Raw genomic sequence first — 12,398 nt, forward strand, 5'->3', positions numbered from 1 at the left:
GTGCGGGTCCTTATGAGGTTATTTGGTCGCGCCGGCGATGAGGCCGCGCACGAGGAAACGGTTGAGAAAGATCACCAGCAACACGGGCGGCAGCATGGCGATGACCCCGGCCGCATTCATCAGGCCGTAGTCGACGTAGTTGCGGGTGACGAATTCGGGAATCAGGACGGTCAGCGACTTGGTGGCCAATGAAGGCGAGAACACCAGCGGCACCATGAACTGCCCCCAGGCGCTGAGAAACGTGAGGATGGCGGTGGCGATCAGGCCGGGCGCCGCCAGCGGCAGAACGATGCGGATCAGCGTGTACGTGCGGCCCGCGCCGTCCAGCCAGGCGGCCTCTTCGAGTGACACCGGCAGCGATTGATAGACGCTGCGCATGAGCCACAACGCCAGCGGCAGAAACGCGGACACGTAAATCAGCGTGACGCCCAGGTACGTGTCGATCAGGTGCAGCGAAATCATCAGGCGATACAGCGGAATCATCACCGTGTACGCCGGTACCGCCATGCTCGCGACCACCAGCCCGAACAGTAGGTTTCGGCCCGGAAAGCGCAGCCGCACGAAGGCGTAGCCCCCGAACGCGGCCGCGACCAATGTCACCAGCGTCGCCGCGACCGAGGTCACCAGACTGTTGATGAACGCCCGGGAGAATTGCGGCCAGACCGACTGCACTTCGTTGCCCTGTGAGATGCTGCTGGCGCCGAACAGCTTGGCGAAGTGTTGCAGCGTCGGGTGTTCGGGCCACAGCGTCAGGTGCTGACTCAGCATGTCCTTCGGGTCGGTGAAACTGGTCATCACGGCCCAGTACACCGGGCCCAGCGACCAGATCAGCAGGACCAGTACGGCGAGGGCGAATCCGGCCTTGCCCAGCCATTGCAGGGTAAGTTTGCGCATCAGTCGAACCTCGTCTCGCGGTAGACCTTGAGGACGTAAATCATCGACACCACCAGCGACGCAATCATGGCCAGCACCGACAGCGCCATCCCGTAGGAGAACTTCAGGTTCTGGAACGCCGACATGTACACCTGAGTGATCAGGCTGCGGGTGTCCAGGCTGGAGCCGTTGAGAATCCAGGCCTCGTCGAACAGGTTGAACGCGAATACCGTGGACTGGCTCAGCGCAATGGCCAGCCCGCCTGCAATCAGCGGCAGCGTGATCATGCGAAAGCATTTGAGCGGACCCGCGCCGTCGAGCTTGGCGGCTTCGTACAGATCGCCCGGAATCGCCTGCAATGCCGCGAGCAGAATGATCGCGGTGAGGGGCAGCATCCTCCAGACGTGCACCAGGGCCACCAGCAGCAAGGCGGTGTTGTGGTCGTTGAACCACACCACGTTTTCGTCGAGCAGCCCGACCGCTTTGAGCAGGTTGTTGAGCAGGCCGTAACTGGGGTTGTAGATCCACAGCCAGACCAGCGCATTCACCACCGGCGGCAGGCACCACGGCAGCACCAAAGCTGCCAGCAGCCATTGGCGCCCGTGACGGACCTTGTTCAGCAGCAGGGCGGCGCCCAGTCCTCCGACCGTTTCCAGGACCACGGCCAACACCACGTAAATCAGCGTGTTCCAGGTGGCGTGCTGCACGTTGGTGTCGGTGGCCAGGTTCTGGTAATTGAGCAGCCCGATGAAGGGGCTGCCCGGGCGCATCGGATCGATGCGGTACAGGCTGTCGAGCACCGTGGTCACCAGCGGCACGAACACCAGACTGGCCATGACCACAATGATCGGCAGCACGTACACCAGCCCGAGCCAGGTCTCGCCCGGCACCGGACGCAGCCGTTCTCTGATCGTGTTCAGATTCATCACGGCTGCATCGCACTCTGGGCTTCGCGGGCGATCTGGGCCACCGCTTGATCGACCGTCAACTCACCTTTGGCGGCCTGATTCAGCGCACTGGAGACCGCGCTGGTGAACTGCGGGTACCAGACCGGCGTGCCTTGCTTGAACAGCGGGTCCACCAGACCGGCCTGTTGCAGGATCACGTCACCGCTCTTGAGCTTGCCCTCACTGTTCAGTTGCTTGAGGACGCTGGTGCGGGTCGGCAGGTTGCCCAGGGTTTCATAGCTCTCGATCTGGTTCTGCGGCTTGATGAACCAATTGATGAACGCCTTCGCCCCTTCCTTGTTTTTTGCGGTGGCCGGTATGCCGACCGCTTCCGGCAAACCGATGGTGCGCGCGGTCCCGGTGGTGGTGAGCATGAGGGCGGCCGCGACGTGATCCGCAACCTGGGATTTGGCCGGGTCGCTGTAGACCGCCACGTTGCCTGCCCAACCGGCGAGGTCGAAGGAGGCATCGCCTTTCTTGAACAGCTCCTGGACTTCCACGTCTTTGAGGCCTGTCGCGGCGGGGCTGATCAGCCCGGCCTTGAGGGCTTCGACCTCGAACGCCATCGCCTTGTAACCCGCCGAATCCGGCTTGACGAACTGCGGCTCCAGTTTGTCGTTGAACAGCTCGCCGCCGAACACCTTGGTCAGCAAGTACCAGGCGGTGGCGCTGCCTTCTGTGGCCGACAGGGGAAGAGCGATCGGGTATTGGGTGATGTTCTTGGCCTTGATCGCCTTGGCATCTGCCAGCAGTTGATCCGGGGTGGTCGGCGCCGCGCTGATGCCTGCGCGTTGCAGGTGATCGCGGTTGTAGATCAGCACGCGGAAGTCGTTGGCGTACGGAATCGCCAGCAACTGACCGTCGAACACGAACAGCTTGGCAGACGGGATGTCGGCCACGGTGGCCGCGTCCACCGCGCCGTCCAGCGGTTCGTACCACTTGGCAGTGCCGAACTGCCCGACCCACGACCAGTCCACTTCCGTCGCGTCCGCCGGTGGGCTGCCCGCGATCATCGAGGTCGCGACCTTGGTCAGAATCTGATCCCAGCCCAGGGTCTGGGTTTCCAGCGTGAGGTGGGTCTCGGCTGTCAGTCGATCCGTCATCGCCTTGGGCAAGGTGCCCCAAGGTGGCAACAGCACTTCGGTGGCGCTGGCCGCGCTGGCGAGCGGGACGAACGCCGGGGTGGCGAACGTCAGGGGCAACAGCGCGAGCGAAGCGATCAGGTGGCGTCGGAGCATGGCAAAACCTCTAGATCGGATAGGGGGAGGTAGATGGCAGTGCAAGCGTGTGATTCAGGTGTGAGGCGAGCGTGTTGATCCAGTTGTTATCCGGGTTCCATCCCGCGTTGTGTGCTGCGCGCCAGAGTGCGCCACCCACCGGTGGCAGACGCGGCGTGACAGGGGCCGCGGACAGCAGCCGCGTCATCTGACGGGTAATGTCGGGATGGCTGAAGACGCCCCCGGCATGGCTCCAGACCGGAGCGTTCACACCGCCGATGCGCTGCCAGGCCGTCGCGACGTGTTCAGCGAGGTGGCGGGCGGCGGCGTTCAACAGTTCGAGGGCGTCCGGATCACCGGCGTCGGCCCATGCCGAGACCTGAGCGGCCAGCGCCGCGACGCCCGCACGGCGGTTGCTCAGGCCGTACACCCAATCGATCAATTCATCGGGCGTCAGCCCGAGATGGCTGAGCAACGCCTGGGTCATGCGCGCGGCATGGGCCCGTCCATCCAGCGTGCGACTGGCCAATGCCAAGGCCTGAATACCGATCCAGTGCGCGCTGCCTTCGTCGCCGAACACATCCCCCCAACCCCCCACACGCAGGTGTGGAGCGTCGTCTTCGTTCCGACTCGCCCAGGCCATGGACCCGGTGCCCGCAAGGATCAGCACCCCTGCGTGAGCGCCGGTGAATGCGCCGTCGAAGGCGATGCGCACGTCGTTCTCGACGGTCACGGGGCAGGGCAATGCCTGCCGGGCGATGTCGGTTTGCTCAACGGACACGGCGTCGAGTTCGCCATGCAACGGCAGTCCCAGAACGGCGGCGGCGAGGGGCGTACCCGCGGCTTTTGCCAGCAGCGCCCGCAGCTGTTCGCGCCATTGCGGATGAGTCACCGGGTCGAGCCCTTCGCTCGTTCCCCATTGCACGACGCGGCCCTGACGATCAGCCACGACCCACTGAGTTTTCGAGCCTCCGCTGTCCAGGCCCAGGATGCAGGTGTTCATGCCGTGTGGTCCTCGGCGGCCATCGACTGACTGGAGCCGGTCAGCAGCCCGCAGCCCAGTTCCTGCAGCCGGGCCTGCCACTTGCTGCTCAACAGTTCGTCGCTGACCACGGTGAGCGCTTCAGTCAAAGGGGCGACGCGGTAGGTCAGGCGTTGGTCGAATTTGCTGGAGTCCACGAGCAGCCAGGTGCTGCCAGCGCGGGCCAGCATCTTCTGGTTCAACTGGGCTTCGCTGGCGTCGAGGCTGTAGATGCACGCGTCCGGGGCAATCGCGCCCGCACCCAGAAACAGCTGATCGAACCAGAGGTTTTCGATCATCGCCTCGGCCAGCGCACCGACCATCGACGCGTTCTCGGCGCGTAATTGCCCGCCCAGCAGGACGATGGTGATGCCGGGGGTGTTCATCAGCACTTGCGCGACGTTCAGGCAGTTGGTGAAGACCGACAGCGGCACCGGGTCGAGACGCAGACGCCGCGCCAGTTGCAGCACCGTGGTGCCTGCATCGAGGAAGACAGTGGAGCCGGGAACGATCCGCTCATAGGCCACTTCGGCAATGGCGCGCTTGGCGTAGAGGTTCTGGTTTTCCCGCAGATCGAATGCAACCTCGACGCCTGCATTTTTGGCAATGCGTGCGCCGCCGTGGGTGCGATGAATCGTGCCGTCCGCTTCCAGGGTCAGCAGGTCCCGGCGAATGGTCGCCAGGGACGCCTCGGTCACATCCGCGATGGCCTGGATCGTGCTTTCGCCATGGCTGTAGAGGTGCTGGCAGATCAGCGATAAACGCTCGTCTTTAGTCACTGTGATTGCTCTTTAGTGATTCATGGGAATGAAATATAAGCCTTAAAAAATCACTGTCAATCAAAAATATGATTGATTGTGATCGTTTGGCTCTCTATGGTGACGCTTCAACGTCATCCAGAGGCTTTGGTCATGCAGGCTCATTATCTTCAGGAATTGGTGAAAGCTCACGCACAGGCTCGACCTGTCGGCATCACGTCCATTTGTTCGGCGCACCCGTTGGTGATTGAAGCGGCGCTGCGTGAGGCGACAGGGCATCAGGGGCCCGTGCTGATCGAGGCCACGTGCAATCAGGTCAATCACGAGGGGGGCTATACGGGCATGACCCCTGCGGACTTTCGCCAGTTCGTTCTCGACATCGCGCAGCGCGTGGGCTTCGACGCCGAGCGCCTGATTCTGGGAGGGGATCATTTAGGGCCCAACCCCTGGAAGGACTTGCCCGCCGAGACGGCGATGGTGAAGGCCGAAGCGATGCTCGACGCGTATGCCCGCGCCGGCTTTTCGAAGATTCACCTCGACGCCAGCATGGCCTGCGCGGGAGACGCCGAGCCGTTGCCGGGGGCGTTGATCGCCGAGCGTGCCGCGCGTTTGGCAGCCGTGGTGGAGCGGGCGGTCACGCGCTCCGGCATGCCGCCACCGGTGTACGTCGTCGGCACCGAAGTCCCGGTGCCTGGCGGTGCGCTGGAGAAGGTCGAAGACCTTGCCGTGACCACGCCGCAGGACGCCCAGGCGACTCTGGCGCTCCACCGTGAGGCGTTTGCCGCCCTCGGTCTGCAAGAGGCCTACGGGCGGATTGTCGGGTTGGTGGTGCAGCCCGGCGTCGAGTTCGGCAATGAAAACGTGGTGGTGTACGACGCTCCCAAGGCGCGTGCGTTGAGTGCGGTCTTGCAGAGCGAAAGGCAGGTGGTGTTCGAGGCCCATTCCACCGACTACCAGCCGCTGACGGCCCTCGGTGAACTGGTCCGCGACGGTTTCGCCATTCTCAAGGTCGGCCCCGGCCTGACGTTCGCGCTGCGCGAAGCCTTGTATGCCCTCGAACAGATCGCCGCGACGCTGCAGGTCTTGCCGGAACAGGGCCACGTGCATGACGTCATGGAAAACCTGATGCGTCAGCAGCCCCAGCACTGGAATCGCTATTACCACGGCGACGAATCGGCGCTGCGCCTGCAACGGCACTTCAGCTACAGCGATCGCATCCGTTACTACTGGCCGTCGGAACCGGCGAGCGAAGCGGTGGAGGTCCTGTTTCAGGCGCTGGGAGAGCAGCCGATCAGCGAAACCCTGATCAGCCAGTTCCTGCCACACCTCTATCCCCATGTGGCGAACGGCAAAGGCGACAGCTCGGCGAAAGGCCTTGTGCTGGCGGCGATTGCCCATGTGCTGAAGCAATACCGACACGCGTGCGAGGGCGAGCAACAGCGCATGGCGTCCTGACGTGCCGTGACGAATGGGTCATGGATGACCCTCATGAACCTGCGCGTTCTGCCTCCGAAACGGGCAGCGGTCAAAAAGTCCGAACTCCTTTCGCCCACGCAAAGTCCACCCTAGACGCGCACGTTGCGTCTGGACTTTTAAAGGAGAGCACCATGACCGATTACCCGAAACCACCGTTCAAGCCTCAACAGCAGCCGGTGCCCGGTGATCAGAGCCGAATGGACCCGTACCCGGATTGCGGCGAAAACAGCTACAAAGGTTCGGGCCGCCTGGCCAACAAGATCGCGCTGATTACCGGCGCCGACAGCGGCATTGGCCGCGCCGTCGCCATCGCGTTTGCCCGTGAAGGCGCCGACGTGGCGCTGTCGTACCTCGACGAGCATGAGGATGCGAAAGAGACCGCGCGTTGGGTGGAAGAAGCGGGGCGGCAGTGCCTGCTGCTGCCGGGGGACCTGGCGAAAAAAGAGCAGTGCTCGGCCATTGTCGATGCCACCGTGAAAGCGTTTGGCCGCATCGACGTGTTGGTCAACAACGCTGCCTTCCAGATGACCCATGACAGCCTCGAAGACATTACCGACGAGGAGTGGGTGAAGACCTTCGACATCAACATCACTGCCATTTTTCGCATCTGCAAGGCGGCGCTGCCGTCGATGGCACGTGGCAGTTCGATCATCAACACCAGCTCGGTGAATTCGGATTCGCCCAAGCCGACGCTGCTGCCTTACGCCACTACCAAAGGCGCCATTGCCAACTTCAGCGCCGGTCTGGCACAGATGCTGGGGCCGAAAGGTATCCGCGTGAACAGCGTCGCGCCGGGACCGATCTGGACGCCGCTGATCGTTGCGACCATGACCGATGACGACGTCAAAAGCTTCGGTGAAGAAACGCCTCTTGGCAGACCCGGTCAGCCTGTCGAAGTGGCGCCGATTTACGTCCTGCTGGCGTCCGACGAGGCCAGTTACATTTCCGGCACCCGCTACGGCGTGACGGGGGGCAAGCCGATTCTCTGACCTGACCCCCCAGAGCCATAACCTTCAACACCCGGTTCGCCTGCTTCTCATGCCGGTTTTGGTTTGTCTCAATGACGGCCGAAATCGGGGTGGTCAGGGGCGGGAACGGGTGTTCGTCTGCCTTCCGAAAAATACTGGGAATTTCCTGCGAACCGGCACTGTCCACCGACCACACAATAAAGGTCACCAAGGAACACGGACATGGCCATCTCCACGCTCGAACTTCGCCACATCATTGAATCTGCCTTTCTGCCCATGCGCTCCACCTGTTCGGCCTCGGCCAACGGTGAGCTGACCATTGAAATCATCGACCCGGCCACGGGGTTGAATGTCGTGTTCGGCGGCATTCCCATGGCGTCCCTCGGCACCAGTCGGGCGATTTCCGATCTGATTGCCCAGCTTCGTGCACAGGTCTGTCGTCCAGCCCGACACGCCAATGCCTATCGGCCCCGCGCGATGGGGTGAACGCTGCTGAGGCGCGACTTGACGGCAGAGAGTGCTGGGCGCGGTCATCCGGAAGGGTGGGTGCAGCCTGACGCCGATGTGTCGCCTGCCGGGTCGTTTCGCGAATGAATTCGCTCCCACAGGCGTTCGGCGTCGTCGCTGATAGCAAGGCATGACGCAGGTTCCACAGAATGCTTGGCGTCGCCGCTGGCTGCGTGGCATGACGCGGATTCCACTGTGGGAGCGAATTCATTCGCGAAGGTCTTCAATACGCAGCCTATGTTACATTTGCCCCTGTTTTCACCAGGCGCCACCCTAAGCCTCTCCCCACGACCAGCCCCTTTCAGGACATCCATGACCGACCAGTTCGCGGCGTTGCGCGTGTTCGTTCGCCTTGCGCAGACCGGCAGTTTTTCCAGAACGGCACGGGAGCTGAAACTGTCGCAACCCACCACCTCGCGCATGATTTCTGATCTGGAAGCGCATCTGGGCGTGACCCTGTTCAATCGCACCACCCGCGCCGTGGCGCTGACCCAGGCCGGGGCGGACTACCTCGCGGACATCCAGCCGATTCTCGATGCCTTGACCGAAGCCGATTACCGCATTCGCGGCAGTGGCGAGTTGCGCGGAGAGTTGCGGGTGAGCATGGCGTCCATTATTGCGTCACGCATCATCCTGCCGCGCTTGAAGAGTTTCATGGCCGAACACCCGCATCTCACTGTTCTGCTTTCGACCGAGGACCGACGTCAGGACCTTATTCTGGAAGGCATTGACGTGGCGCTGCGCTTCGGCACGCTGGCCGATTCCAGTGCGTTGGCGCGCAAGGTGGGCAGTTGGCCGCTGATCATGGCGGGCGCCCCGGATTACCTCCGCCAACAGGGCACGCCCTCATCGCCGTCCGATCTGACTGCGCACCGCTTCGTCGTGGCGGGACCGGTGGCCGCCCGAACGCTGTTGATCGAACAGAACGGGCTGGAAATACCCGTTGAAATCCACGGCAACCTGACCGTCACGGGAACGGATGCGGGGGTCGTCGCGGGGAAGGAAGGCCTTGGGCTGGTGGTCGCGACCGTTCCCGCGCTTATCGCCGATATTGAAACCGGCAGTCTGGTGCGGGTCATGGCCGACTGGAATCTGGGTGCGGTGGACGCCTACGCGCTTTATCCGGGAGGGCAGACGCCGAAACCCGCCGCCCGGGTATTCGTGGAGTTCATGATCGACGCGCTGAGCGATGTCGATCTCTGCCCCGAGTGAGTCAAGCTAGAACGCGACCCGCGCAGACCCTAACCGCTGCGGTGTTCGTGTAACACCTAAATATCTGAATAAGTCTTATACCTCGCCCGCCGTCGGAACTGGAGGACGCCGATGTTATCGTTCGGCTTCACCTGTATCGCCCGACAGGCAGACTTTTCGTCAACTTCGGGCTGTCCTGTATTTGGAGTCGTTGTCATGATCAAGATGAGTTTATTCCTCACCCGCCGTTCGGATCTCACGTTCGAACAATTCAGCGAATACTGGGCAAATGTGCACTGGCCCATCGTACAAACAGTGCCAGAAGTGTTGGAGCACACCATTCGTTATGTGCAGCAGCACAACGTCGGCGGCCTCCCGGAAGGCGTGCCTGCGGCCCCGTTCGACGGTTATGCGGAAGCCTGGATCGCCAACAAGGAAGCCATTTATAAAGTGATCGGTTCTCCGAAGTGGGACGAAATCGTTGCGGTCGATGACGAGAACTTTCTCGACCGTTCAAAGACACTCGTATTGTTCACTGAAGAGAAAGTCGATTACGTCGCTTGAGACGTATAAGCGTTGTACAACGCGGTAAACGTTGAACTAAGGAGTCTCTGTGAAGAGGCTCTTTTTTGTGGCTGCATGGTCAAGAACCGGTACGCATGAAGGGCGTTTCCAGTCCCGACAGGCTAGTCGTGACCTGAAGGCAATCTGCATCGCGATTCGAGGGGTTTGCTGGTAGTCTGCCACCCGTGAATACGGGCTCCACAGGAGCAGCCATGACCCCTCTAAACGCCATCCCTACAGCACCTTTGTCCGCCGCGTCCGCGACGTCAAAGGATAACCTGTCCGACATCGAACTGCTGCACACCATCAGCATGGCGCTGATAGGCGAGCAGGACCTTGAAGCCCTGTACGGCAAGATCGTCGATGCAGCGGTGTCCATTACCGGTTCGCAGTTCGGCACGATGCAGAAACTTTGCCCTCCCGACCACGCGTCAGGGCATGGGGGCGAGCTTCAACTGCTGGCTTCTCGGGGCCTGCCCCCCGAAGCCATCGGATTCTGGCAATGGGTCAGCCCCACGGCCTACAGCAGTTGCACGATGGCGCTGAAACTGGGCGAACGAGCCGTCATCCCCGACTTCGAACAATGGGCCGACATTTCAGGCACCGAAGACCTGCAAGCCTTTCGCCGCACCGGCATCCGTGCCGCGCAGACGACGCCGCTGCTGTCGCGCAGTGGCGACCTGCTGGGCATGATTTCCACCCATTGGAGCCAACCTCACCAGCCGTCCGAGCGCGACTTGAGGTTGCTGGACATTCTGTCGCGCCAGGCTGCCGACCTTCTCGAACGCACGGTTGCAGAAGAGTCGTTGCGTGCGCGGGAACAGGAACTGGCACGCACCTGCACCATGCTGCTGGAAATCGAAGAGCAGCAGCGTCGAGGCGCCGCCGAGCTGCGCCGCCTGAACGAAACCCTGGAACAGCGCGTCGCCGAACGCACCGCCGATCTGATGCAGGCCGAAGAAAAACTGCGTCAGTCGCAAAAAATGGAGGCCGTTGGGCAACTGACGGGCGGCCTGGCCCACGACTTCAACAACCTGCTGGCGGGCATTTCGGGCTCCCTCGAACTCATGGGCAAACGGATCGTTCAGGGCCGGCTGGCCGAGGTGGACAAATACATGGCCGCCGCTCAGGGTGGCGCAAAGCGGGCCGCCGCGCTTACCCATCGCCTGCTGGCCTTCTCGCGACGCCAGGCCCTCGAACCGCGCGCCACCCACGTCAACACGCTGATGCACGGGATGATCGAGCTGGTCCAGCGGACCGTCGGCCCCGGCATCACGCTGGAAACCGCCGGTGCCGCTGATTTGTGGCCGGCGTTTGTCGACGCGAGCCAGCTGGAAAACGCGTTACTCAACCTGTGCATCAACGCCCGGGATGCCATGCCCGACGGCGGATGCATCACGCTCAGGACGTCCAACGAATACGTCAATCGCGAGACCGCGCTTGCTCACGACATGTCGGAAGGGCACTACCTGTGTCTGTGCGTCAGCGACACCGGCATCGGCATGACGCCGGAGGTGATCGCCCATGCCTTCGAACCGTTCTTCACCACCAAACCCATGGGGCAGGGCACAGGGCTTGGGCTGTCGATGATCTACGGTTTCGCCCAACAGTCGGGCGGGCAGGTGCGGATTCAGTCCCGCGTGGGCGAGGGCACGAGCGTGTTCATCTACCTGCCGCGCCACCATGAAGAAGGGGTGCCGGAAGCGTCGCCCCGGAAAATCTCTGCCGTAGATGTCGCGCAGCACGGGGAAACGGTGTTGCTGGTAGACGACGAACCCACCGTGCGCATGCTGCTGGCGGACGTATTGGGTGAACTCGGTTACACCGTGATCGAAGCTGCCGACAGCCTCGCCGGACTCAGGCTGCTGCGCTCGGACATGCACATCGACGTGCTGGTCACCGACATCGGCCTGCCGGGCGGCATGAATGGTTGGCAAATGGCCGACGCGGGACGGGAAGTGCGACCCGCGCTCAAGACGCTGTTCGTGACCGGGTACGCCGAAAGTTTCGTGCTCGACAGCGGTCAGCTTCAGCCGGGTATGCAGTTGCTGACCAAGCCGTTCGAGATCGACACCCTCGGTGGCCGCCTGCGCGACCTGCTGTCCTCATAACGGGTGGCGGCGGGTCACGCGGCTGGCACCTGCGGCGTTGTGAACCAGGCCTCGGAGGGCGTAGGAAAGCGCATCTTCTCTCGAAGCCGTGCAGCGTTGCTCGCGTTGGTCAGCATCTCGACCAGCAAAAATGCCACTTCCGACGCCGTGCCCGGTCCAGTGGATGTGATCAGCTTCCCGTCTCGCACCACCGGTTGGTCGACGAACGTGGCACCGGTCTCCACCAGTTGCTGCTTTCGGCGTCCGCCCACCTGGTGATAAACCGTGGCCTGGCGCGCGTGCAGCACGCCCGCCCGGCCCAGGCATAACGAGGAGACACAGACGCTGGCGACGAGCTTGTCGGCCTCGACGAAGTGGCGGATCGTCTCCAGAAACGGCTCACTCAGCGCTTCCTCGTAAAACCCGCTGGGTTCGAAACCGCCCGGCAATGCCAGGGAGTCGAACGCATTCAGGTCCAGATCGGCCAACTGCCGATTGGGGCGAATCACCAGGCCAAACGTCGAGGTGATTTCCTCCCGCAGCCCCGCAATCACCAGTTCGATCTTTTCGTCTCCTACCAAGTCGGCCCAACCCAGAATGTCGGTGAACGCCGCCATTTCCATGGGTTCAACGCCATTGGCGAGCAACATCAAAACCTTTTTCACATCGTCTCTCCATTCACGTGGACGCACCTCCGGCTTGCAAGCCGTCAGTCATGAACGGAATGGTTGATGTTCGGGCGGCTGGGGACAATCCCTTGGAATCGCAATTGATCATTCCACCCGA

Annotated in this window: 12 protein-coding genes; 6 read left to right on the plus strand and 6 right to left on the minus strand. The window is 62.4% G+C overall.

All coding sequences use genetic code 11. The features are described 5' to 3' along the window. Positions 1 to 18 precede the first annotated feature (18 nt). Genes AAEO81_RS13635 through AAEO81_RS13655 form a run of 5 tightly spaced genes read right to left on the minus strand, consistent with a single transcriptional unit; the run spans position 19 to position 4,837 of the window. Positions 19 to 894, minus strand: coding sequence for a carbohydrate ABC transporter permease (locus AAEO81_RS13635; RefSeq protein ID WP_341964113.1), 876 nt, complete (start codon positions 892 to 894; stop codon positions 19 to 21). Further along, the gene (locus AAEO81_RS13640; protein ID WP_341964114.1) at positions 894 to 1,799 is read right to left on the minus strand and encodes a sugar ABC transporter permease; all 906 of its coding nucleotides are present in this window, start codon (positions 1,797 to 1,799) and stop codon (positions 894 to 896) included. Before AAEO81_RS13640 ends, AAEO81_RS13635 begins: the two co-directional genes overlap by 1 nt. Further along, a complete protein-coding gene (locus AAEO81_RS13645; protein ID WP_341964115.1) occupies positions 1,799 to 3,058 on the minus strand; it encodes an extracellular solute-binding protein in 1,260 nt (419 codons plus the stop codon). The genes AAEO81_RS13640 and AAEO81_RS13645 overlap by 1 nt, the downstream gene beginning before the upstream one ends. A 10-nt stretch (positions 3,059 to 3,068) precedes the next feature. Then, positions 3,069 to 4,040 (minus strand): BadF/BadG/BcrA/BcrD ATPase family protein, encoded by a 972-nt coding sequence (locus AAEO81_RS13650; protein ID WP_341964116.1) that lies wholly within the window; start codon positions 4,038 to 4,040, stop codon positions 3,069 to 3,071. Further along, on the minus strand, positions 4,037 to 4,837 hold the full coding sequence (locus tag AAEO81_RS13655; RefSeq protein ID WP_341964117.1) for a DeoR/GlpR family DNA-binding transcription regulator: 801 nt from the start codon (positions 4,835 to 4,837) through the stop codon (positions 4,037 to 4,039). Before AAEO81_RS13655 ends, AAEO81_RS13650 begins: the two co-directional genes overlap by 4 nt. A 132-nt stretch (positions 4,838 to 4,969) precedes the next feature. Between AAEO81_RS13655 and AAEO81_RS13660 the strand changes: the two genes are divergently transcribed. From AAEO81_RS13660 to AAEO81_RS13685, 6 genes are all read left to right on the plus strand, one after another. Continuing rightward, the gene (locus AAEO81_RS13660; RefSeq protein WP_341964118.1) at positions 4,970 to 6,271 is read left to right on the plus strand and encodes a D-tagatose-bisphosphate aldolase, class II, non-catalytic subunit; all 1,302 of its coding nucleotides are present in this window, start codon (positions 4,970 to 4,972) and stop codon (positions 6,269 to 6,271) included. Positions 6,272 to 6,423: 152 nt separating this feature from the next. Next, a complete protein-coding gene (locus AAEO81_RS13665; protein WP_166595339.1) occupies positions 6,424 to 7,281 on the plus strand; it encodes an SDR family oxidoreductase in 858 nt (285 codons plus the stop codon). Between the two features lie 201 nt (positions 7,282 to 7,482). Further along, positions 7,483 to 7,746 (plus strand): DUF1652 domain-containing protein, encoded by a 264-nt coding sequence (locus tag AAEO81_RS13670; protein WP_341964119.1) that lies wholly within the window; start codon positions 7,483 to 7,485, stop codon positions 7,744 to 7,746. Between the two features lie 333 nt (positions 7,747 to 8,079). Beyond that, entirely contained in the window at positions 8,080 to 8,979 is a 900-nt protein-coding gene (locus tag AAEO81_RS13675) for a LysR family transcriptional regulator (protein ID WP_341964120.1), read from the plus strand. Positions 8,980 to 9,174: 195 nt separating this feature from the next. After that, the gene (locus AAEO81_RS13680; protein ID WP_341964121.1) at positions 9,175 to 9,522 is read left to right on the plus strand and encodes an EthD domain-containing protein; all 348 of its coding nucleotides are present in this window, start codon (positions 9,175 to 9,177) and stop codon (positions 9,520 to 9,522) included. A 212-nt stretch (positions 9,523 to 9,734) separates the two neighbouring features. Further along, on the plus strand, positions 9,735 to 11,633 hold the full coding sequence (locus AAEO81_RS13685; RefSeq protein WP_341964122.1) for an ATP-binding protein: 1,899 nt from the start codon (positions 9,735 to 9,737) through the stop codon (positions 11,631 to 11,633). Positions 11,634 to 11,647: 14 nt separating this feature from the next. On the opposite strand, the gene AAEO81_RS13690 is transcribed toward AAEO81_RS13685, so the two are convergent. Beyond that, complete coding sequence (locus AAEO81_RS13690) at positions 11,648 to 12,277, minus strand: DJ-1/PfpI family protein (RefSeq protein WP_341964123.1); 630 nt, start codon at positions 12,275 to 12,277, stop codon at positions 11,648 to 11,650. Positions 12,278 to 12,398 lie beyond the last annotated feature (121 nt).

This window comes from Pseudomonas sp. RC10, from assembly GCF_038397775.1.
Taxonomy (GTDB): domain Bacteria; phylum Pseudomonadota; class Gammaproteobacteria; order Pseudomonadales; family Pseudomonadaceae; genus Aquipseudomonas; species Aquipseudomonas bambusae.